Genomic DNA, 21,571 nt, shown 5'->3' on the forward strand with positions numbered 1-21,571 from the left:
GGAGACCGATCCCGTGACGTCCTCCAGAGAAACTCGCCGATGCCACTCCGAAGGCATCGGTGATCCACCATTAGACGGCGGCCGAGATGATCCCTATAAGCAACCGATTATATTCTCTCGTGGCATAGTCGGTCATGGACCTGAAGCAGATCAGATGCGTGCTGGCGGCTGCCGAGGAGATGCATTTCGGACGCGCCGCACGCAGTCTGGACATGCTGCCAGCGGGCCTGGGGCGTCAGATCCGCCTGCTTGAAGAGGAACTGGGGATCGCCCTGTTCGCACGAACCACCCGCTCCGTCGTCCTCACCGACGCCGGACGCGACTTCGTTCGCGACGCCCGACCCTTGGTCGACGCGGCCGACGGGATGGTGGAACGCTTCCGCGACCGCGGACGCACGGTGAGCCGCGTGATCCGGCTCGGGGCGATCGACAGCGCCGCGGCCGGCTTGGTGCCCGCGCTGATCCACGACCTTCACGCGATCGACCCGGGGCTCACGATCCAGCTTACGGAGGAGAAGTCGATCCGTCTCGTGCCCAAGCTCCTTTCGGGACGACTTGATCTCGCGATCATCCGTCCGGGAGCGAAGCCGGTCCCGGGCCTTTGCACGCGCTTCCTCCTCCACGAAACGGCTGTGGTCGCGCTTCCCGCGAGTCATGCCCTCGGCAACGGGGCCGTCGTCTCGATTTCCGCACTTGCCGACGCCGCGATGATCATACCCGAGCGCCGCTCCAGGCCGCACAGTCACGACCTGACCATGAAGCTGTTCGAGGAGGAAGGACTGGCGCCGAGGATCGCGCAGGTCGCCGAGGAGAAACAGACGATCCTCAACATGGTGTCGGCTGGCATCGGGGCAGCCATCGTCCCGATGTGGTCGACGCGGCTGGGGGTAACCAACGTCGTCTTCCGACGGCTGGAGGGTCACCCGATGAGGGGCGCCGAGCGGCTGCCCCTGGCCGTCGCATGGCAGGCGCACGTGCGCGATGCCAACCGAGACCTTCTTCTCGGCCTTCTGCAGACCAATCTCGATCGATACGCCGTGCAGGGTTGATCCAAAGCCGAGGCCGCCCTGTCGCGTTCGATTGGCTGAGCCATCGCCGATGGGCTGGCCGACGGGATGCGGTCGAGCGGCCGACTTCCGGAATGGGGGGGGGGAAGCGACCAACCCGACCCACCGCGAAGATATGCGCCCGCTCCCTTCTTCAGCGCACGGATCCCCTTCGCGAGAAGGTCGGCTTGGCGCCCGGACGGCGTCGTGCGGACTGCCTAAAGCTTTAACGGCGGGGGTCCCCAGCCTTTAGCGATTGACGGCTAACTTTCCGCTCCGGCCCAGGGAGCGAATCGCAATGGTGACTAAGTCGATCGAGGAGAAGCTCGCGGAGGACCGCCGGGTCGCTAAGCGCCTTCGCAAGCTGAAGGACACGGTGGGCTCGCTCGGCAAGCGCGGCCTGGAGGACATATTCGTCGCCGGGGAGGCGCTCGAGGAGGCAGCGGCCCTGCTTCGGGGCGGCTTCTCGGGATGGGTTCGCAACGAATGCGGCATCGACCCGCGGACGGCACTCAACTTTCGGAAAACGTTTCGCGTCCTCGGCGACCGGAAGGACTGGCTGATCGAGAAGGGCGTCGCGCCCAGTGTCGCCGTCACGCTCGCGTCCGCGCCGCCGGAGGGCCGCGAACGTGCCCTGGCCGAGATCGAGGGGGGTCGCAGGCTCACCGCAGCCGACGCCAAGCTTCTCGTCCGGGTCACCACGGAATTGTCCGCGACACCTTTTTCCGACCTGAAACCCCTGGGTCGCGCGGCCCGGGCATACTGTGCCCATGTCGTCGGCGAGGCACGCAGGATCGTTGGGTTGGCCTCCGAGGCGGGAGACATGGACGGGGCGGCGCTGCACGCGCTCGCTGTCGCGGCACGGGGCCTCCGTCCCCTCGTGACCGTCCTCGACGGCGTGGGCTCGGAAGCGAGCCTTAGCGATTTCTTTGCAGCACTGGCCGCGGTGGCTTCCGCCGATGATCCGGACGGCATCCGCTTGGCGGCGGCCGATCTGGTACGGACCGCCACGTTCGCGCCGCCGATCCGGGCGGCGGATACCCGTGCCGACGCGGCGCTCCCCGTCGTTCGAGCACGGGACCGCGCCGCGTCGCCGCGGTCCGGCACGCGTTTGGTGTCGTCCGCGTTCAAGCACGGCCTGACGGCGTTCGAGCTGTGCGCCGGCGGCGGCGGACAGGCGGCGGGCCTGGCCAAGGCCGGGTTCCGCCATGTCGGCCTGCTCGAGCGTGAGAAGGCACCCTGCGAAACGCTGCGTGCCGCTTTCGGTGAGGAGCACGTCATCGAGGCCAGCCTGGTTGGGTACGAGCCGGGCGACGTCGGGCCGGTCGACCTCCTCGCGGGAGGGGTGCCCTGCCAGCCGTTCTTGCAGGCCGGCCGGCAGAATGGGGAGCATGACGACCGCGACCTCTTCCCCGAGGCACTCCGGCTGGTGAAGCGGCTTCGTCCCCGTGCCGTCATGCTCGAGAACGTCAGGGGCATCATGTTCTCGGTGAACGACGGTTACCGTGCCCGGATCCTCTCCGAGTTGTCGCGCATGGGGTACCGGTGGGACTGGTGGGAACTGAACTGTGCCGATTTCGGCGTGCCGCAACGGCGCAATCGAGCGATCCTCGTCGCCTTCCGGGAACCTGAAGCTTGGGCCCGCTTCCGGCGGCTGAAATCCGTCGACAACTTCGCCGAGGAACCCGTAACGATGGCGGTGGCGCTCGAGTCCTACCTTCGCTCGCGCGGCTTCGATCCGACGCCGGAGCTGCTCGAGCGGATGCAACGCGTCGCGCCCACGGTGATCGGCGGCAGCCTCCAAAAGCAGAGTTCCGACCTCGGGCAGGAGAAAACCCGGAAGGAGTGGATCGAGATGGGCTTCGTCGGGAAGCGTTGGGGCGTCGCCGCTCCCGGCCACGAACACGTCGGCGACGTCATGCCGACGAACGAGATGATGGCGTTGTTGCAGACCTTCCCGCCCGGCTGGCCGTTCCGGGGCAAGCCGCGCGACGTCAACCGCCAGATCGCCAACGCTTTCCCCACGCCAGTCGCCTTCCGGCTCGGCCTCGCCGTCGCCGAAGCGCTGACCGGCGAGACGTTCGATCCGATCGACCAGGTATGTCACGAGGCGATGCGGTGGAACCATGTCGCCAACGCCCCGGCTAGGTCGTCGCCGCCGGTACGAAACGCGTCACCTTCGGCCGTCCCGTCGGAGGGTTCACGCTCGACCATCCCGCTCGCGAAGCTACGCGCGGCGTCGTCGATCGGGATGCCCGAGGGCACGGGCGACGTTGGGGAGGACCACGACATCGACTACGACCTCCTCGGCCTTCGGTTCGGGCCTTGGCCCAAAGACCTTTGGGAGCATCAGCGGAAGCACGGCCTCCTTGGACGTTCGGCATCCGACCAGCCGCTCAACTGGACTTAGACTTGGTGCGACGGATCATTCTCGGGGAGGCGACATCGACGATGTCCCTCCCGCTTGATTCCGGCGTGAAGACGATCGTCCGTGCGGGTGCCGATGGCATCGCGACGAGAAGATGGACCGACCCGCGGGTATCGAACGTTTGCGAGTTCATGCCTCTGACGAGGAAGGGCCGACTTCTACGCCGTCGCCTAGACGGTCATCGCGCTTGAGCCCGCCGCTCCGTCTGAAGGACGCGCATACGGTTGGCGAAACGCCGAACGTCTCGATCTGTGATCTAAGCCTCAAGCCGCACGGTCGCGCTTCGCACCGTACATGGCAGCGTCTGCCGCGGCCCGAAGAGCCTCTGCCGTCATGCTCGGCTGCCACAGCGCAGCGCCCACACTGACCCCGATCCGGATGCAGACTTGCCCGACTTCGATTGGCTCGGCGAACTGTCGACTGATCCGATCCAGGGCAACGGCGACGGCGCCATCCGTTGCAGATGACAGGATGGCAGCGAACTCGTCACCTCCTACCCTCGCAATCCTGTCCTTCTCACGAACGCCAGAACGCAGACGCAGTGCGGCATGGCGAAGGATCTCGTCACCCACCCCGTGCCCGTAGGTGTCGTTGACCGCCTTGAACCGATCGAGGTCCGCCAGCACGAGCGTGAACGGCGTTCCGGAGTCCATCGACCTGGTCATCGCCGCGGCAAGGTCCAGGTCGAACCGGCGTCGGTTGGAGATACCCGTCACCGCGTCGATGAAGACGGCGCTCTGCAATTCGCTTTCCTTGCGCTTCCGGTCGTTGATGTCGGCGGCGAGGCCCAGAAGCTGGATGATCTTTCCCTTCTCGTCGACGACGGGTGAGAGGATCGTGCGCCACCAACGAAGACCCGATGGGGTCTCGGCCAGTTCTTCGTACTCGTCCATCACGCCGGACGCGAGGCAGCGGCGATAGTTCGCCTCCCAAGCCTGCGCACCCTCGAAGGACATGAACTCGGCCGCGGTCTTGCCGATGAACATGGCCTTGGTCAGTCCCGAGATCTGACACAGGATATCGTTGATGCCGTCGTAGCGGAGAATGCCGTCGTCGGTAATGGCGACCGAAAAGGCCGGAACCGCTAGGGAATCAACGTTGATCTTCGACACTGGCGCTGCCCCGTTCCGCAGCGTCAGACTGAGGCATCGGAGTAAAGATCATCTGAAAATTAATTGTATGAGTATCTGGCCCTTCGATGACGGCTCGTTCCTGTCGCGATCAGGCGCGCCAGTGCGCGTTGCGATCACGGCGTCCGCGATTCCGTAACAGGAGCTTCCGATACGCGACGTCGTGCTTCCCTCTTCCGTTCGGAATTGTTGCTGAACCATCTTCGCGCTGGCGCCTTCCATGTTGAACGGTAGATCGAAGGCCAGGCCCTTCGCTCCTGTGTCCCTGCCCGCTTCGCCGCCGGACATCCAGTCCCAAGCCGAGGCATCGAACGCCCGCCGCAGGACGGCTCGTCGGCCGACCTCGGCGCTCCGCTGGACCGATCAACGGCGACGGCCAGACGGGTGACCCTGGCGCCGACGGCTTTCGCAGCGGTTAGGTCTGCCCCCTGAAAAGTTCTCTAATCGCATTCGTCAAGCTGGGTGACTGAGGTCTGCGCACACGCCGGGTTCATGGTTCTCTCCGCGGTCGGTCTCGATGGGCCGCCGCATGTTGGCGTCAGATGGGTGGATCAACCGAAGTGGTCCTCGCGGTTGCCGATGGCACCGCATTTTCAGGGACGGCCTGATCCGCGCCATACGTCCCGGCGGGGACGCATCCGTTGTCGTCAGTGGAGCGGCACGGTGACGGTTAGGCTGCTGCCTCCTGGCTCCAACGGAATGGGGTGTTGGTCTTCCACATGGCATGCAGGATCACGGCCATCTTCCGGGCTACGGCGATCCTCGCCTTCTTGAACCCGGACGCCTTTGCCAGCTTCAGGCCCCATGCCTTGAGCGTGGAGAAGCGCAGGTTGCGCGTCAGAAGTGTCGTGGCTGCTTCGTAGAGGTGCTTCCTGGTCATCAGGCTCCCCTGCTTGGAGATGCGTCCGTTGCGGCTCGTCTCACCGGACTCGTATCGTCGCGGTGTGAGGCCGAGATAGGCGCCAGCGCTTGATGATCGTTGGAAGCGCGAGGCGTCGTCGAAGGACGAGGCGACGGAAAGGGCGGTGATGACGCCAACGCCCGGCACGGTCATGAACAGGCGCGCTGTGGGGTTTGCCTTTGCAACCGCCATGAGGCGGCGGTCCAGAACCTTGATCTGATCAAGGATCGAGGCTCTCGCCTTCATCAGCGTCTCGGCAATCAGCCGCATCTCCGGGGACGCATCGAGTTCGCCGGCGATCGTCTCATCGGCTCGTCCGGTGAACCCTCCGACACGCTTGCCGAACAGAACGCCGAAGGTGCGCAGGAGGCCTCGGATCTCGTTCTCGATCTTGACGCGGATCCGCACCAGCATCTCGCGAGCGACCAGAAGGGAGCGGACCTGGTAGCTGTCGCGGCTCTTGATGCGCACCTCCTTGAACCAGCCGGTCCGCATGATCTGCGCCAGACCAGCCGCGTCGTTGCGGTCCGTCTTCACGGGTCTCATCTTCAGAGCCGCGTTGGCATGTCGGGCATCGATGCACAGGATCGGAAGACGGCGTGCAGCGAGCTCGTTCCAGAGCCACACGGCCAGCGGTCCCGTCTCGAGCCCGACCCGGACAAGGTCCGGCGCCTTTTGCATTAGGTAGCTGGCGATCATGTCCGGGCAGGTTGCGACCTTCTTCTCGGCGAGGATCCGACCGGCCTCGTCGACGACGCAGATCGCCGTCGTCTCCTGCGACACATCCAAAGCTGCATAGGAGGGCATCGTGGTTCTCCTTTCCTCGTCGGCCACGCCGATCGTTGCTGGATGACCAGCTTGGGGAACCGCTTCGCCCTCGGCGAGAGGTGCCACCTGCGATTACGCTAAGTGGTCCTCCCTGAAGTAGGCTTTCGAGCCTTTGGAGGATGCCGAGAATGCCCAGGAAGAAGCCGAGCCCGGAAGAGATTGTCGCCAAGCTGCGGCAGGTAGATGTTCTCGTTTCGCAGGGGCGCCCCGTTGCTGAAGCGGTGCGCACGATCAGCGTGACGCCGCTCACGTACTACCGGTGGCGCAAGGAGTATGGTGGGCTGAAGGTTGATCAGGTGAAGCGGCTGAAGGAGTTGGAGAAGGAGAACGAGCGCCTGCGCAAGGCGGTCTCCGATCTGACGCTGGAGAAGCTGACCCTCAAGGAGGCCGCTATCTAAGAAACTGGTGAGCCCCGCCCGCCGTCGCCAATGCATCGAGCATGTCATGAAGAAGCATGGCGTGAAGGAGCGTTTGGCGTGCCGGGTCCTGGGGCAGCACCGATCGACGCAGCGCAGGGCGCCCAAAGGGCGAGCCGACGATGCGGCGCTGACGGCCGACATCATCGAGCTCGCGACGAGGTATGGACGCTATGGGTATCCCCCTGGCCGGCAAGCGATTGCTCGCAATCGCTGATAGGCGCCGGATCACGGCCCTGCTGCGGGATGCTGGCTGGCTTGTGAACGTGAAGCGGGTGGAGCGCATCTGGCAGGAGGAAGGTCTGAAGGTCCCCGCTCGCCAGCCCAAGCGCGGTCGGCTCTGGCTGAACGACGGCTCGTGCGTTCGGCTTCGGCCCGAGCGGCCCAATCATGTCTGGTCCTATGACTTTGTGGAGGACCGAACCCACAACGGCCGCAAGTTCCGGATGCTGAACGTGATCGACGAGTTCACCCGCGAGTGCCTCGCCATCCGGAGCGACCGGAAGTTGAAGTCCGCGGATGTCATCGACGTCCTGTCGGACCTCTTCATCCTGCGCGGCGTGCTCGGTTACATCCGTTCCGACAATGGTCCGGAGTTCATCGCCAAGGCGGTTCGCGACTGGATCACGGCGGTCGGCGCCAGGACCGCATTCATCGAGCCTGGCAGCCCATGGGAGAATGGATACTGTGAGAGCTTCAACTCGAAACTCCGCGATGAACTCCTGAACGGCGAGATCTTCTATAGCCTCGCAGAGGCCCGGATCGTCATCGAGAGCTAACGGCACCACTACAACACCAAGCGTCCACACTCGAGCCTGGGCTACCGTCCACCCGCTCCTGCCGCCGTGCCGTGGCCGGCTGAGCTACCCCAACCCGCTTCGCCGCCCAGCTCAACCATCGCCAGCAAGCCCACCATGCATTAGTTTTACACCGGGCCACTTAACGGGGGCAGGCCAAGGCTCTTCGAAGTTGCACCGCGGGAAGGCCGCCTGTAGAGCGGCACGCATGCGTACTGTCACATATGCGATCGGCGACATTCACGGCCGCCTTGATCTTCTTGAAACCCTCCTTGCCAAGGTCGAAGACGACGCTGAGACCCGTGATGCTCACGCCAAGATCGTCTTCACAGGGGATTACGTCGACCGCGGCGCTGATTCCCGCGGGGTCATCGAGCGCCTGATCGCAGGTCCGAAACGCCCGCATGACCAGTTCGTCTGCTTGCGCGGAAATCACGACGATCTATTCGTCCGCGCCGTCACGCTGGGCCAAGGGCTGCCGGAATGGGCATGGGTTCTCTACTGGCACACCGTGGTCAGCTATGGGCTTGATCGTGACTCAGCAATCAATCCCAATTCATCGCTAAGTCATCATGCGAACTACCTCGCAGGATTACCGTTGACGCACGACGACGGAACACATCTTTTCGTACACGCGGGCATCCGGCCGGGGGTAGCGATCGAGCTCCAGACCGAAGAGGACCTTCTGTGGATACGACAGGAGTTCCTCGACTTCGAGGGACCATTGCCGCGCCGGGTGGTGCACGGTCACACGATAATCGGCGATTTGCCCGTTCTGACTGCGAACCGCATCTCGATCGACACTGGCGCTTTTCAATCGGGTATCCTGACGGCTGCCGTGATCGATGGGCCCGAGGTAAGCTTTCTGCAGGCAGTCGGCGAGCCGGACCGCAGTGCTGTCGTTAGGGAGTTCGAGCTGCGGGCACTTGTGCACGGTCGGGTGGTGCTGCCGCCTGAAAGGCAGGCGCAGTCTGACTATTTGGAAGGCCGCATCGGTTTAGCGGAGCTCCAGCACCTTAGCGGCGAATGAATAGGAAGCGGTTCGTTGGCGAACCGGAAACACCTGCCGTAGCTCATCCCTATTGGTAACTGCATTCGGTTGTAGGTTTTGAGCCTAAGCCACTCGAGACTTTCTAAAGGGTGGCAGGGCAACACGTCAGAGATCGGAGCCGAAAGCGGCATGGCCGCCTTCGGCAGATATGCTCACATGTATGACTTCGAGGACCCTCGAAGATCACATCGTCAATAGCGTGAGGCTATGTCACGCCTAGGGATTACGTTTTTGAGCGATGGCCGCCTGGGCACGGTCGATCACGTCCTGACCGATTTCAGCGGCATGACGCTCGTAGACGGGCCTGACCATCTCACGCATGCGCGCCTGTTCGGAGGGGTCGAGGACGGTCAGTTCCATGCCCTCCTCCTTCAGCTTCTCGACGGATGCCGCCGACTGCTTGCGCGAGACCGAGCGCTGGGTGTCGCGTCCGACCTTCGCGCATTCGGTGAGCGCCGCCTGCTCTTCCGCCGACAACTGGTCGAAGAGCTGCTTGGAATAAAGCACCAGGAACGGCGTGTAGGCGTGCTTGGTCTCCGTAATGTATTCCTGCACCTCGTACATGCGGGACGTCTCGATGTTGACGTAGGGGTTCTCGTGGCCGTCGATCGCGCGCGTCTCGAGAGCGGTGAACACCTCGGGGCCGGGCATCGGCACCGCGTTCGCGCCGATGGTCTTGAACGTGTCGAGGAAGATGTTGTTCTGCATCACCCGGATCTTCAGGCCGCTGAGATCCTCCAGCTTGGCGACCGGTTTGCGCGAGTTGGTGAGGTGGCGGAAGCCGTTCTCCCAGTAGGCGAGGTTGACGACGCCCGCGGCCGGCATCAGCGACGACAGATAGTCGCCGAACTCCCCGTCGAGGACGGCATCGGCCTCGGCCTCGTCGTTGAACAGGAAGGGCAGATCGAGGACGCCGAGGGCGGGAAGGATGCCGACCAGCGGCGAGCTGGAGGTGATGACCATCTCCAGCGTGCCCGAGCGCACGGACTGCGTCGCCTGCAGGTCGCCACCCAGTGTGCCGCCCCAGAAGGCCTGCAGCTTCATCGCCCCGCCCGACTTCTCCGCCGCGCAGGTCGCCATCGCCTTGACGCCGGCCGAGGCCGGATGCTCCTCCTGGACGCCGTTGGACACGCGGATCGTACGGTCCTGGAACTGGGCCGCGGCCGGCCCGGCGGCGAGAAGCGCGGCGACTGACGCCAGAAGTGCGGTCTTGAGCATGGTTTCCTCCCTGTGGTCCTTGAAGAAGGGCCGGAGGACCGTCCGGCCGGATGCGTCGTCGGAGCGCCCGTCAGAAGAACGGGAACATGGCCTGGATCATCTCACCGAAGCTTGAGCGTCCGCGCAGCCACTGGAGCGGCGCGATCACCCATTGCGGCAGGAGGACGAGCAGGAAGAGCACCGATGTCTGCGCGACGAAGAACGGCGCCACGCCGCGGATCACCCGTCCCATGGAGACGCGGGCGACCCCCGACACGACGTTCAGCACGATGCCCACCGGCGGCGTGATGAGGCCGATGGCGTTGTTCATGATGAAGAGGACGCCGAAATAGACCTCGTTGATGCCGGCCGCCCGCACGAGCGGCATCAGGATCGGCGTCAGGATGAGGACGGTCGGCGCGAAGTCGAGCGCCGTTCCGACCAGCACCACCAGCGCCATCATGATGACGAGGAGGAGCGTCGGGTTGTCCTTCAGCCCTTCGAGAAGGGCGCCCATCTCGGCGGGGATGTTGGCCTGCGTAATCAGCCATGCCGAGATCAAGGCGGCCGCGACGAGGAACATCACGACGGCTGTGGTCTTGGCCGCCATCAGGAAGACGCCGTAGAGCTGCGAGGGCTTCAGCTCGCGGTAGATCACCATGCCGCAGAAGAGCGCGTAGGCCGCGGCGAAGACGGCGGCTTCCGTCGGCGTCGCCCAGCCGAACTTGATGCAGCCGAGGATGATGGCGGGCATGACGAGGGCGAAGAAGCCGTCGCGGAACGCCTTGACGCGCTCGACGCCCGTGGCGCGCGGCATCGTCGCCACCTTGTCGTGACGGGCGACGATCGCCCAGGCGATCACGAGCGACAGTCCCATCAGGATGCCGGGGAAGATGCCGGCGAGGAAGAGCTGCGTGATCGAGACGTTGGCCGCGACGCCGAAGATGATGTAGCCGCCCGACGGGGGGATGACCGGAGCGATGATGCCGCCCGAGGCGATCAGGCCGGCCGAACGCGGCATGTCGTAGTTCGCCTTTCGCATCATCGGGATGAGGATGGAGGCAAGGGCCGCCGTGTCGGCGGCTGCCGAGCCGGAGATCGAGGCGAGGATCAGCGCCGCCAGGATCACGACATAGCCGAGGCCGCCGGGGAAGTGCCCGACCAGCGAGATGGCGAAGTTGATGATGCGCCGCGACAGGCCGCCCGCGTTCATCAGCTCGCCCGCCAGGAGGAAGAAGGGCAGCGCCAGGAGCTGGTAGTTGTCGGCGCCCTCGATCAGCTTGAGGGCGACGATCTGGGAATCGAAGATGCCCATGTAGAGCATCAGGGCGAGGCCGCAGAGAACCAGCGAGAACGCAACCGGCACGCCGATCGCCATGGCGCCGCAGAGCGACAGGAGGAAGACCGCGACGGTCATTCGGCGCGTCCCTTCGGCGTTTCGGCGAGGTCGTCCTCGAACTCGCCGGCGAACTTTCGGACTTCCGCCTCGGATATGCGTCCGGTGGCGATCCGCAGCGCCTGCGCGGCGGCGACAAGGCCCATGCCGACGCTCGCCACGAACCCGACGCCGTAGACCCAGATCATCGAGATGCCGGTGATCGGCGCGTAGTTGCCACTGTGGATGGGCGTCTGCCGCCAGGTGCCCCAGAAGAAGACAGCGCAGCAGATGACGATCAGGACATTGGTCGCCAGCATCAGCACCTTGCGGCCGCCCGGACCAAATCGCGCGACGAAGGTCTCGACGCCCATGTGCGAGCCGTCCCTCGCGACGACCACCGCACCCACGAAGGTCAGCCACACGAAGAAGATGCGCGACACCTCCTCCGACACGGTGATGCCGCCGCCGAATAGGACCAGGCCGTAGTCGGACAGCTTCCGCAACACGGCGTTGCCGAAGACCATGACCACCATGCCGGCCAGGCAGACGACCATCAGCGCCTCAAACAGCTTGAATAGAACGTCGATGGCCTTGTGCAACCGCGCCTCCCCGGTCTGCCGTGCCCTGCAAATCGGACAAATTACGGCACGGCTCTCCCAAACCGTCCACAATCGAAACCATATCGCACACAATCAGTCAAACATTATGTGCGTTCTTGATCCTTGGTCGGGTCCGTGCCAAAAACCTCTGAGGTGGTTGGGAGAGCGACGGTGGATACGATCGGGCGGAGCGGGCGGGATGGCGCCGAGGACGGCGAGGTGCAGGCCTCGTCGGAACGGCTGCACGACCTGATCCGCGAGGACATCGTCGAGGGTCGTCTGGAGCCGGGATCCCGGCTCAAGACGGCCGAGCTCGCCGCGCGCTACGGCACAAGCGTCAATCCGGTCCGCGAGGCGCTCCACCACCTCCAGGGCGAGGGCATCGTCGTGATCGAGCCGAACCGGGGCGCCCGGGTGCGCACGATCGGCGCGGACTACGCGCGCAACGTCTACGACATCCGCGCCCTTTTGGAGCCCTATCTCACGCGCTGGTTCGTCTCCACCGCGACCGCCGAGCAGATCGCGACGCTGGAGGAGCTCCAGACGCGGATGGAGAATCCGGACAATTCCTACGAGGAGCACCGGGCGCTCAACGATCGCTTCCACACGACCATGTTCCGTGGCCACTACAACCACGAGGCGGTGACGCTGGAGGTGCGCCAGCGCAAGGTTCTCGACTTGATGAACCGGCGCTTCGACATCGCGCCCGCACGGCGGCGCAAGGTCCATGTGGAGCACCGCGCGATCATCGAGGCAATCCGCAGCGGCGACGGCGAACAGGCCGCACGCGTCGCGGAAGAGCACGTCCGGGGCGCCTCGCAGTATCTGGTGGACCGGTTGCGCTCGGCTGGCATGACGAGCTGACATGGCCGGCCGACCGTCCGCCGCGCCGCCCTTTCCCGCACAGGATCGTCTCGCGTGAAGATCACCGACATTCGCTGCTATCCCGTCTGGGTCGGGCTCCGGAACCAGCTTCTGGTCAAGGTCGAGACCGACGCAGGGATCGATGGCTGGGGAGAATCCGGCCTGTCCTCACGCGAGCGCGCCGTTATGGGCGCTATCGATCATTTCCGCGAGTTTCTGATCGGACGCGATCCATCGCGGATCAGCGCTCTCTGGCAGGAGATGTACCGCTCGCAGTATTTCGAGGGCGGGCGAGTCCTTTCGGCCGCGATCTCGGCTCTCGACATCGCCTTCCACGACATCGCCGGAAAGGCGCTCGGCGTACCCGTCTACGAGCTTTTGGGCGGACGGCAGCGCGACGTCGTACCGGCGTTCGCTACGGTTCCTTCCGAACCCGGACCGCGCATGGTCGAAGAGGCGCTGCACCTACAATCACTTGGTTGGGACTGCATACGCTTCGTGCCCGCCGGGCAGCATGCAAGCGACCGGATGGATCCCCACGCCTCGATCGGACCGACTGCCAAGTGGCTGGTGACAGCGCGCGAGGCGCTCGGTTCGGCGACCGTGCTAGGCATCGACTATCACCACCGCCTCAGCGTCGCCGAGGCCGCAACGTTCTGCCAGCGCCTCCCAAGCGGCACGCTCGACTTCCTCGAGGAACCGATAAGGGCCGAGACGCCGGGCGCCTACGTGGCCCTGCGCACGATGACCGACATCCCATTTGCAATCGGCGAGGAGTTCTCGTCGAAATGGCAGTTCTTGCCCTACATCGAAGGCGATATCGCCCAGTTCAACCGACTCGACATCTGCAATGTCGGGGGCTTCACGGAGGCGATGAAGATCGCCGGGTGGAGCGAGGCGCACTACGTCGACCTGATGCCGCACAACCCGCTGGGACCGATCTGCACCGCGGCAAGTGTACATCTGGCCGCGGCGGTTCCGAACTTCGCCTGGCTCGAATGCCGATCCTCGCCCGTGGAGCAGCTTGGCTTCGACGCTCGCGAGGTCTTTCCGGTCCAGATCGAGCTTGCGGGCACAGTCTATCCCGTTCCGGATCGGCCGGGCCTCGGCGTCGAGGTGAACGAGGACCTTGTGCGCGACCAGGCCTTCCGTTTCAGCGAGCCCCCGCATCTTCGCCGCTCCGACGGCGGATTCACGAACTGGTAGCCGCCCCCCGGAAAGGATGAGCGATGAAAATTACGGCTGTCCGGACGTTTCCGGTCTGGATCGGCGACCGGAACCAGCTCTTGGTGAAGGTCGAGACTGACGCAGGGATCAGCGGCTGGGGCGAGTCCGGCTTGTCGTCGCGCGAACTCGCCGTTGCTGCCGCGATCCGGCACTATACCGAATTCCTCATCGGTCAGGATGCCCGTCGTATCGGACGGATCTGGCAGGAGATGTACCGCTCGCAGTATTTTGAGGGAGGGCGCGTCCTGACCGCCGCGATCTCGGCTATCGACATCGCGCTTTACGATATCAAGGGCAAGGCGCTGGGCGTCCCAGTGCACAAGCTCTTGGGCGGTCGCCAGCGTGACTTCGTCCCTACCTTTGGCTGCGTGCGCGCCGACGGTCCCGACGCGCTGATCGCGGCGGCGCGCCGGGCGATCGATGCCGGGTGGGAGGCCCTGCGGCTTGGCTGGCGGTCCGATGAGCGCTCGCCCTATGAACCCCGCCAGCACATCGCCGAGATCGCCGACTGGCTAGTCTCAGCGCGTTGGGAACTTGGCGAGCGCGTCGTGCTGGGCGTCGACTATCATCATCGGCTGAGCGTGGCAGAGGCTGCGTCCTTCTGCCAGCGTCTGCCTGAAGGAACGCTCGATTTCCTTGAGGAGCCGATCCGGGACGAGACGCCACAAGCCTATGCTGCCCTGCGGCGAATGACGCGCATGCCCTTCGCGATCGGAGAGGAGTTCTCGTCCAAGTGGCAGTTCCTGCCTTATGTCGAGGGCGGCTTCATGCAGTATGCGCGCCTCGACATCTGCAATGTCGGGGGCTTCACCGAGGCGATGAAGGTCGCGGGCTGGTGCGAGGCGCACTACGTCGACCTGATGCCGCACAACCCGCTCGGGCCGATCTGCACAGCTGCGACGGTGCATCTGTGCGCCGCGATTTCCAATATGTCCTATCTCGAATGCTGGGAAACGCCGGGTGAGGACAACAGCGCGCGCCAGGACTCGCCTGTGTTCCGATCTCGCATACGCCTTCAGGGAGCAAGCTTTCCGGTTCCGGACGCGCCCGGGCTCGGCATCGAGATCGACGAAGACGCACTGGCCGATGCCGAGCCGTTTAGGTTTTCCGAAATGCCACATCTCGTCAGAAAGGATGGCTCGGTCACAAACTGGTAGATCAGGGCCGAAAGCGAACAGGCAGGTTTCGGATCGGTTGTGCGGAGAGCTGCCATTTCGCAAACGAACCATTGAGGCCGCTACAATGCTCAAGCTTGTTCCGCAGTGGTCATTGTGATCTCGGAAGATTTTCACGTTCTGAGCGCAAGGAAAGCAAGAGGACCCAACGGCTCAAGGATCCTCTCGCCATGCCTTTACTGACCCATTCCCTTTTTTCTGGAGGGGAGCTGCTATGCCGAGATCAATTCAGTCAACGCCGCCGCCACAGCTTCGCCGGACGTTGTTGTATCTGCGGTGCCGCCGAGGTCTCGGGTCCGCGTTTCGGGCCGCAGGAGGCTGCGTTCGATGGCCGACAGAATTGCCGCTGCGGCTTCCGTCTCGCCGAGGTGTTCCAGCATCATCGCGCCGGCCCAGATCTGGCCGATGGGGTTGGCGACGTTCATGCCCGCGATGTCCGGTGCCGTCCCGTGAACGGGCTCGAAGAGCGAAGGGAATTTCCGTTCGGGATTGATGTTGCCCGAGGGCGCGATGCCGATCGTGCCCGTGCAGGCGGGCCCGAGGTCCGAGAGGATGTCGCCGAAGAGGTTGGAGCCGACGACCACGTCAAACCGGTCCGGGTTCAAGACGAAATGGGCGGTCAGGATGTCAATGTGGTACTTGTCCCAGCGAACGTCGGGGTAATTCGCGGCCATCGCCTCCACCCGCTCGTCCCAGTACGGCATCGTCACCGAGATGCCGTTGGACTTCGTGGCTGAGGTGAGGTGTTTGCCGCGGGAGGCGGCGAGGTCGAAGGCGTACTTAAGGATGCGGTCGACGCCGATCCTCGTCATCACCGTCTCCTGGAGGACGGTCTCGCGCTCGGTCCCCGGGAATATGCGGCCGCCGATCGACGAGTACTCGCCCTCGGTGTTCTCGCGAACGACGACGAAGTCGATGTCGCCGGGCTTCCGGCCGGCCAGCGGCGAGGGAACGCCCGGCATCAGGCGGACGGGCCGCAGGCTAACATACTGGTCGAACTCGCGCCGGAACTGGATCAGCGAGCCCCAAAGGGAGATGTGGTCGGGAACCCTCTCCGGCCATCCGACGGCCCCGAAGAAGATGGCGTCGTGTCCGCCGATCCGCTCCTTCCAGTCGTCCGGCATCATTTGGCCGTGAAGCTCGTAGTAGTCGCAGGATGCGAAGTCGAAGTGGTCGGAGCGAACCTCGAACCCATAGCGCCGGCCCGCGGCCTCGAGCACGCGAAGCCCTTCGGGGACGACTTCCTTGCCTATGCCGTCACCGGGGATCACGGCGATGCGGTGGACGCGGTTGGTCATGGGGATACCCTTAATGTCTCGTTGGGCGGCCGGGGCGGACGCCTCGCCCGCCCCTACGTGTCGTTCATCAGTCGGCGAACTGGCCTGCCGCTTCGATCAGCGGCTTCCAGCGCGCGATCTCGCTCGAAAGCCGCTCCTTCAGCGCTGCGGGCGTCGCCTGATCCTTCGTGGCGGGCAATGTCGCGATGTCGTTCAGGCGCTTGCCCATCGCCTCGTCCTCGACGGCCGCTTGGAGACTCGCCGTCAGCTTGGCGAGCACCGCATCCGGCGTTCCGGCGGGCGCGTACACGCCGTGCCATACGCTGAGCTCGAAGTTCGGAAGGCCCGCCTCGGCAGTCGTCGGCAGTTCGGGGATCGCCGCCTGCCGCTCGGCTGCCGTCACGGCATAGCCCTTGATCTGTTTCTCCCGGAGCGCGCCGGCTGTATTCGTCGCCTGATCGCAGGTCATGTCGATCTGGCTTCCCATGAGGTCCGTCATGATCGGCCCGTTGCCCTTATAGGGCACGGTCGTCATCTGGGCGCCGACCGTCGACATGAACAGCATCCCGCAGAGATGCGAGGCCGCGCCGATGCCGGCGTTGGCGTAGGTGATGGCCTCGCTGTCGGCCTTGATCGTCTGAATGAGCTCGGCGAGCGTCGACGCCTCGAAGTCGGGCCGGGCCACGATGGTCATCGGAGCCTCCGTCACGAGTCCGATGGGCGCGAAGGCCGTCACCGGGTCAAAGCGGAGTTGGCGGTAGAGCGTCGGGGCCGTCGACATGCCGATATGGTGGACAAGAATGGTATAGCCGTCGGGTGCGGATTCGGCGGCCCGCCCGGCCGCGATCGTTCCGCCCGCGCCGGGAAGGTTCTCGACTAGGATGTTCTGTCCCAGTGTCTTCGACATCGCCTCGGCCGTCAGGCGCGCGACCGTATCGGTCGGGCCGCCGGCGGCGAACGGCACCAGCATCGTGATGGGCTTCGTCGGGTATTCCTGTGCGATCGCGGCGGTCGTGGTGGCCAACGCGACGACAAGGCTTGCGATGAGTCGGTTCATGCGGTCCTCCCGGATGTTGCGAGGCCCGACCGACGGCGTGCCGTCGCTCCCTGCCTTGCCTCGCCGCGCATTTCCCGCGATCGTGCCGGAGGCGTCCAATGCCTATTCTGCCTAGATCTATGCCGGGGACCGAGGCCGTGGAACTATCCTGGTTCGAAGACCTCGTCGCGCTTTCGAAGGTTTTGAACTTCTCGCGTGCGGCCGAGACGAGGAACGTCACGCAACCCGCCTTCAGCCGGCGTATCCGGGCGTTCGAGGAATGGGTGGGCGAGCCGCTCGTCGATCGGTCGAGCCACCGGCTCGAGCTGACCGCCGCCGGACGGGTGATGCTGGAATTGGCCGACCAGGTCAGGCGGTCGCTCGATGCCGGGCGCAGGAGCGCCCGGGCCGCGATGCAGGATCGCCCGACGCTGCGCTTCGCCTCCACGCACGCGCTGTCGCTGACGGCGTTCCCCCGGATGCTGAAGGCGCTGGAGCCGACCCTCGCCGCGGCGCCAGTTCATCTCTACGCCGACAACATGGTCGCCTGCGAACGGCTCATGGCGGAGGGCACGGCGGACTTCCTGCTGTGTCACCACCATCCCGCAGCGCCGGCTCGGCTCGACCCCGCGGCCTTCTCCTGGAAGGTGATCGGCAGCGACAGGCTTGTTCCCGTCTGCAAGCGCGACGGGCGGGGAGAAGCCATGTTCTCGTTTCCCGGAAACCTGGCCGACCCGACGCCTCTCCTTGCCTTCGACGGCAATTCGGGCATGGGACGCATCATCGAGGCGAGTTCCCATGCCAAGCCGGAGGGCATGAGCACGATCTTCACGTCTCACTTGGCGATCGCGTTGAAGGCGATGGCCATGGAGGGCCGGGGCGTCGCTTGGCTCCCCCTCAGCCTCGTCGACGACGAACTCGGCGGCGACGGCTGTCTCGTCGAACTAGGCGGCGGTGACGGGGTCGAGGTGGACATCGTCCTCCTGAGGCCCGACAGGAACCTCGGCCCTTGGGCGGAGGCCCTCTGGGATGTCCTCGGGAAGCACCTGCCGGTCTCTTGAAGCGCGATCGCACGTCGAGGCGGGCGTAGGTTCCCGCCCCGACGACGCTTCACTCCGCGAGTTCGCGCATGACCTTGATGAGGTCGGACTTGCCCTCGAAGCCGATGCCCGGCAGGTCGGGCATCACGATGTGCCCGTCCTCGACCTTTACGCCATCCGGGAACCCGCCATAGGGCTGGAAGAGGTCGGGATAGCTTTCGTTGCCGCCGAGCCCAAGGCCGGCCGCGATGTTGAGCGACATCTGATGGCCGCCATGGGGAACGCAGCGCTCCGGCGACCAGCCGAACTGGCGCAGGACGTCGAGGGTCCGCAGGTACTCCACGAGGCCGTAGGACAGGGCGCAATCGAACTGGAGGTAGTCGCGGTCGGCGCGCATGCCGCCGTAGCGCAGGAGGTTGCGGGCGTCCTGGTGCGAGAAGAGGTTCTCGCCCGTCGCCATCGGCGCGTCGTAGAACTCGGAGATCGCGGCCTGGAGCGCGTAGTCCAGCGGGTCGCCGATCTCCTCGTACCAGAAGAGCGGGTAGTCCCGGAGCATCTTGGCATAGGCGATGCCGGTCTCGAGGTCGAAGCGGCCGTTCGCATCGACGGCAAGGCGCGCCTGCGACCCGATCTCCTCCAGGACCGCCTCGATCCGACGCCGGTCCTCGTCGAGCGAGGCGCCGCCGATTTTCATCTTCACGACGTTGTAGCCCCGGTCGAGGTAGCCGCGCATCTCCCTGCGCAGCGCGGAGTCGTCCTTGCCGGGATAGTAGTAGCCGCCCGCGGCGTAGACGAAGACCCTCGGGTTCGCCTCGCGGCCCTTCATCTCGGCCAGGAGCCGGAAGAGCGGCTTGCCCTCGATCTTGGCGACCGCGTCCCAGACCGCCATGTCGATGGTGCCGACGGCGACCGAGCGCTCGCCATGGCCGCCCGGCTTCTCGTTCGTCATCATCTTGGCCCAGATGCGATGGGGGTCGAGGTTCGCACCGGCGTCGTTCAGGAGGGTTTGCGGATCGGCCTCGAGGATCCGATCCCGGAAGCGCTCGCGGATCAGTCCGCCTTGGCCGTAGCGGCCGTTCGAGTTGAAGCCGTAGCCGACGACGCGGCGACCGTCGCGCACGACGTCCGTTACGACCGCCACAAGGCTCGCGGTCATCTTGGAGAAGTCGATATAGGCGTTGCGGATGGGCGAGGCGATGGGCTTGGTGACATCGACGACGTCGACAATACGCATGATGAAGCCTTGGTTCGAAGGGAACGGATGAGAACGGGCGCGTCACCATGATCGGGCTGCCTAGCCTGGATCATGATGCCGCGTCGGCTTTGCCCCAGATCGTCGGACGAGCGCCGCCGCCGCATGGATCGGTTCCGGGATAGCGCTGGAGCTCACCCGACGCCAATGCTAAGGCCGTTGCAGTTCATACCGAAAGAGCATCACCGATGGACGCGATTTGGTTGGATGACTATCTGGCGCTCGCCGTCACGCTGAACTTTTCGCGCGCGGCCGAGCGTCGCAACGTGACGCAGCCCGCCTTCTCCCGGCGCATCCGGGCGCTGGAGCGATGGGTGGGGACGGACCTCTTCGTACGCACGACCCATTCGGTCGCCATGACCGCCGCCGGCGCCAAGTTCCGCGACCAGGCCGAGATGCTCGCAAGGACAATCCAGCAGGTGCGGCGGGATACGCTGGCCGTTGCCGAGCGCCAGACCCACGCGCTGACGGTCGCGGCAACCCACGTCCTTTCGTTCACCTTCTTTCCCGCCTGGATCCGTCGCAACGACGACCTGTTCGGCCGCGGGCATTTGAAACTGATCTCCGACACCATGGCGGCCTGCGAGGATATCCTGGCGCGCGGCGACGCGCAGTTCCTTCTCTGCCACCATCATCCCGACGCACCCGTCCACTTCGACGCCTCGCGGTTTCGAAGCGCTCTCGTCGGCGACGATACGCTGATTGCGGTCAGCGCGCCGGACAGCGACGGCCTGCCGGTCTGGGCGATCGGCGGAAAGGCGCCAATCGACTATCTCGAATACGGCGAAACTTCGGGACTTGGCCGGATCATCAGCTCGGCGATGCGGGACACGGCGCTTTCCCGACGGTTCCGGCCTGTGTTCACGTCTCATCTGGCGGCCACGCTCCTGACGATGGCCCGGTCCGGAGCCGGGCTGGCCTGGCTTCCCATGACGCTGGCGGCGGACGACCTCCGCGACGGCCGCCTCGTGCGCGCAGGTGGAGCCTCGTGCGAGATCCCCCTGCAGATTCGGCTCTTCCGCCCCCTGGCCCGCCAGAGCGATGCGGCGGAAGGCGTCTGGTCGGCGATCGCTTGAGAGCCAAAGCGCCTAAGCGCTTAGGTGTTCAGTCCCGGCATTTGGTGGATCGGATTGACGATGGACCGGTCTGGCTCTGAGGTTCAGATCCTCGCTACATATTTGCAGGGAGTGAGACCACCGATCGCCTTGAGCCGGCGGCCGAAGTTGGAGGCCGCCGCGAAGTCGGCGAGATGCGTTCGAATGTCAACGGCGGAGAAATTCCAGGCCAGTGCGGCGGTGTGAAAGCAGGCCACGTTGCCGGGAGGGCGCGACAGAGGAAAGGGCTCGATCGGGCCCGTTCCTGTGTCGCTGCGAACGACTCGAGGATCAGGGTCTGATGATCTCGCCCGTGTCGGGATCGACGGCGTCGGCGGTGGCTTGATTTTGCTTCGCCTTGGCGGCGGCGCGGCGTCGCCCGGCGGATTGCTTAAGGCGATAGCTGTCGCCGTTCATCGTCAGGATATGGACGTGGTGCGTCAGGCGATTGAACAGCGCGCCGGTCAGCCGCTCGGACCCAAGGAGGCTCGTCCAGTCCTGGAAGGGGAAATCCAACGTGATGATGGTCGAGCCGCGCTTGAAGCGCTGCGAGAACACCTCGAACAGAAGCTTGGCTCCAGTCGCCGACAAAGGCACGTAGCCGAGCTCGTCGACGATCAAGAGATCGACCGCTTGAAGATCGTGCCGCTGCTTCAGAAGGCGGCGCTCCTCGCGGGCTTCCTTGAGCTGATGGACGAGCGCCGCGGCGTTCGTGAACGCGACGGTGAAGCACTTCTGGCAGGCACCCAACTGGCGACGCTATCCGCAAGGAACGGTCCCTGACACAACATGCAAATCAAAGTCGTATCCGAGGGACGTCGAATGGCACCGTCCG

General features: G+C 65.0%; 16 protein-coding genes and 3 pseudogenes. 9 read left to right on the forward strand and 10 right to left on the reverse strand.

What is annotated here, in order from left to right; translation table 11 throughout:
* The first annotated feature begins 134 nt into the window (after window positions 1-134).
* Window positions 135-1,049, forward strand: a complete 915-nt coding sequence (locus tag ACLNGM_RS21960; protein WP_416356581.1) for a LysR family transcriptional regulator — start codon at window positions 135-137, stop codon at window positions 1,047-1,049.
* A 373-nt stretch (window positions 1,050-1,422) separates the two neighbouring features.
* Window positions 1,423-3,456, forward strand: a complete 2,034-nt coding sequence (locus tag ACLNGM_RS21965) for a DNA cytosine methyltransferase (protein ID WP_416356582.1) — start codon at window positions 1,423-1,425, stop codon at window positions 3,454-3,456.
* A gap of 281 nt (window positions 3,457-3,737) precedes the next feature.
* Here ACLNGM_RS21965 and ACLNGM_RS21970 read toward each other — a convergent pair whose 3' ends face one another.
* Both ACLNGM_RS21970 and ACLNGM_RS21975 read right to left on the reverse strand, forming a co-directional pair.
* On the reverse strand, window positions 3,738-4,586 hold the full coding sequence (locus tag ACLNGM_RS21970) for a GGDEF domain-containing protein (RefSeq protein ID WP_416356583.1): 849 nt from the start codon (window positions 4,584-4,586) through the stop codon (window positions 3,738-3,740).
* 688 nt (window positions 4,587-5,274) lie between these two features.
* Window positions 5,275-6,312, reverse strand: a complete 1,038-nt coding sequence (locus tag ACLNGM_RS21975; protein WP_416356584.1) for an IS110 family transposase — start codon at window positions 6,310-6,312, stop codon at window positions 5,275-5,277.
* A 149-nt stretch (window positions 6,313-6,461) separates the two neighbouring features.
* Between ACLNGM_RS21975 and ACLNGM_RS21980 the strand changes: the two are divergent.
* Window positions 6,462-7,672, forward strand: a pseudogene (locus ACLNGM_RS21980) (IS3 family transposase).
* A gap of 82 nt (window positions 7,673-7,754) precedes the next feature.
* A complete protein-coding gene (locus tag ACLNGM_RS21985) occupies window positions 7,755-8,576 on the forward strand; it encodes a metallophosphoesterase family protein (protein ID WP_416356585.1) in 822 nt (273 codons plus the stop codon).
* A gap of 237 nt (window positions 8,577-8,813) precedes the next feature.
* Here ACLNGM_RS21985 and ACLNGM_RS21990 read toward each other — a convergent pair whose 3' ends face one another.
* The 3 genes from ACLNGM_RS21990 to ACLNGM_RS22000 all read right to left on the reverse strand — a co-directional run bounded on the left by ACLNGM_RS21990 (window position 8,814) and on the right by ACLNGM_RS22000 (window position 11,771).
* The gene (locus ACLNGM_RS21990) at window positions 8,814-9,815 is read right to left on the reverse strand and encodes a TRAP transporter substrate-binding protein (protein ID WP_416356586.1); all 1,002 of its coding nucleotides are present in this window, start codon (window positions 9,813-9,815) and stop codon (window positions 8,814-8,816) included.
* Window positions 9,816-9,885: 70 nt separating this feature from the next.
* On the reverse strand, window positions 9,886-11,211 hold the full coding sequence (locus tag ACLNGM_RS21995) for a TRAP transporter large permease subunit (protein ID WP_416356587.1): 1,326 nt from the start codon (window positions 11,209-11,211) through the stop codon (window positions 9,886-9,888).
* The gene (locus tag ACLNGM_RS22000) at window positions 11,208-11,771 is read right to left on the reverse strand and encodes a TRAP transporter small permease (protein ID WP_416356588.1); all 564 of its coding nucleotides are present in this window, start codon (window positions 11,769-11,771) and stop codon (window positions 11,208-11,210) included. Before ACLNGM_RS22000 ends, ACLNGM_RS21995 begins: the two co-directional genes overlap by 4 nt.
* A gap of 171 nt (window positions 11,772-11,942) precedes the next feature.
* Here ACLNGM_RS22000 and ACLNGM_RS22005 point away from each other — a divergent pair, with 171 nt between their 5' ends.
* Genes ACLNGM_RS22005 through ACLNGM_RS22015 form a run of 3 tightly spaced genes read left to right on the forward strand, consistent with a single transcriptional unit; the run spans window position 11,943 to window position 15,019 of the window.
* A complete protein-coding gene (locus ACLNGM_RS22005) occupies window positions 11,943-12,635 on the forward strand; it encodes a GntR family transcriptional regulator (RefSeq protein WP_416356589.1) in 693 nt (230 codons plus the stop codon).
* Between the two features lie 54 nt (window positions 12,636-12,689).
* Complete coding sequence (locus ACLNGM_RS22010; RefSeq protein WP_416356590.1) at window positions 12,690-13,841, forward strand: mandelate racemase/muconate lactonizing enzyme family protein; 1,152 nt, start codon at window positions 12,690-12,692, stop codon at window positions 13,839-13,841.
* A 23-nt stretch (window positions 13,842-13,864) separates the two neighbouring features.
* The gene (locus ACLNGM_RS22015) at window positions 13,865-15,019 is read left to right on the forward strand and encodes a mandelate racemase/muconate lactonizing enzyme family protein (RefSeq protein ID WP_416356591.1); all 1,155 of its coding nucleotides are present in this window, start codon (window positions 13,865-13,867) and stop codon (window positions 15,017-15,019) included.
* A gap of 230 nt (window positions 15,020-15,249) precedes the next feature.
* Here the strand turns inward: ACLNGM_RS22015 and ACLNGM_RS22020 are convergent, their stop codons facing one another.
* Both ACLNGM_RS22020 and ACLNGM_RS22025 read right to left on the reverse strand, forming a co-directional pair.
* Window positions 15,250-16,335: a tartrate dehydrogenase gene (locus ACLNGM_RS22020; protein ID WP_416356592.1), complete on the reverse strand. Its 1,086-nt coding sequence runs from the start codon at window positions 16,333-16,335 to the stop codon at window positions 15,250-15,252.
* Between the two features lie 67 nt (window positions 16,336-16,402).
* On the reverse strand, window positions 16,403-17,371 hold the full coding sequence (locus ACLNGM_RS22025; RefSeq protein ID WP_416356593.1) for a tripartite tricarboxylate transporter substrate-binding protein: 969 nt from the start codon (window positions 17,369-17,371) through the stop codon (window positions 16,403-16,405).
* A gap of 137 nt (window positions 17,372-17,508) precedes the next feature.
* Here ACLNGM_RS22025 and ACLNGM_RS22030 point away from each other — a divergent pair, with 137 nt between their 5' ends.
* Window positions 17,509-18,411, forward strand: a complete 903-nt coding sequence (locus ACLNGM_RS22030) for a LysR substrate-binding domain-containing protein (protein ID WP_416356594.1) — start codon at window positions 17,509-17,511, stop codon at window positions 18,409-18,411.
* 49 nt (window positions 18,412-18,460) lie between these two features.
* Here the strand turns inward: ACLNGM_RS22030 and ACLNGM_RS22035 are convergent, their stop codons facing one another.
* The gene (locus ACLNGM_RS22035; RefSeq protein WP_416356595.1) at window positions 18,461-19,624 is read right to left on the reverse strand and encodes a mandelate racemase/muconate lactonizing enzyme family protein; all 1,164 of its coding nucleotides are present in this window, start codon (window positions 19,622-19,624) and stop codon (window positions 18,461-18,463) included.
* A gap of 206 nt (window positions 19,625-19,830) precedes the next feature.
* Between ACLNGM_RS22035 and ACLNGM_RS22040 the strand changes: the two genes are divergently transcribed.
* Complete coding sequence (locus tag ACLNGM_RS22040; protein ID WP_416356596.1) at window positions 19,831-20,718, forward strand: LysR family transcriptional regulator; 888 nt, start codon at window positions 19,831-19,833, stop codon at window positions 20,716-20,718.
* A gap of 20 nt (window positions 20,719-20,738) precedes the next feature.
* Here ACLNGM_RS22040 and ACLNGM_RS22045 read toward each other — a convergent pair.
* Window positions 20,739-20,903: pseudogene (locus ACLNGM_RS22045) on the reverse strand (IS481 family transposase); the annotation flags it as partial.
* A 124-nt stretch (window positions 20,904-21,027) separates the two neighbouring features.
* A pseudogene (locus ACLNGM_RS22050) lies at window positions 21,028-21,486 on the reverse strand (ATP-binding protein); the annotation flags it as partial.
* Between the last annotated feature and the right edge of the window lie 85 nt (window positions 21,487-21,571).

The sequence above is a fragment of the Aureimonas phyllosphaerae genome, from assembly GCF_047943035.1.
GTDB lineage: Bacteria > Pseudomonadota > Alphaproteobacteria > Rhizobiales > Rhizobiaceae > Aureimonas > Aureimonas phyllosphaerae.

Bases quoted from the DNA above. Each gene is read 5' to 3' on its own strand.
- ACLNGM_RS21960 (WP_416356581.1), top strand. From the start codon at position 135: ATGGACCTGAAGCAGATCAGATGCGTGCTGGCGGCTGCCGAGGAGATG.
- ACLNGM_RS21975 (WP_416356584.1), bottom strand. From the start codon at position 6,312: ATGCCCTCCTATGCAGCTTTGGATGTGTCGCAGGAGACGACGGCGATC.
- ACLNGM_RS21985 (WP_416356585.1), top strand. From the start codon at position 7,755: ATGCGTACTGTCACATATGCGATCGGCGACATTCACGGCCGCCTTGAT.
- ACLNGM_RS21990 (WP_416356586.1), bottom strand. From the start codon at position 9,815: ATGCTCAAGACCGCACTTCTGGCGTCAGTCGCCGCGCTTCTCGCCGCC.
- ACLNGM_RS21995 (WP_416356587.1), bottom strand. From the start codon at position 11,211: ATGACCGTCGCGGTCTTCCTCCTGTCGCTCTGCGGCGCCATGGCGATC.
- ACLNGM_RS22015 (WP_416356591.1), top strand. From the start codon at position 13,865: ATGAAAATTACGGCTGTCCGGACGTTTCCGGTCTGGATCGGCGACCGG.
- ACLNGM_RS22020 (WP_416356592.1), bottom strand. From the start codon at position 16,335: ATGACCAACCGCGTCCACCGCATCGCCGTGATCCCCGGTGACGGCATA.
- ACLNGM_RS22025 (WP_416356593.1), bottom strand. From the start codon at position 17,371: ATGAACCGACTCATCGCAAGCCTTGTCGTCGCGTTGGCCACCACGACC.
- ACLNGM_RS22035 (WP_416356595.1), bottom strand. From the start codon at position 19,624: ATGCGTATTGTCGACGTCGTCGATGTCACCAAGCCCATCGCCTCGCCC.
- ACLNGM_RS22040 (WP_416356596.1), top strand. From the start codon at position 19,831: ATGGACGCGATTTGGTTGGATGACTATCTGGCGCTCGCCGTCACGCTG.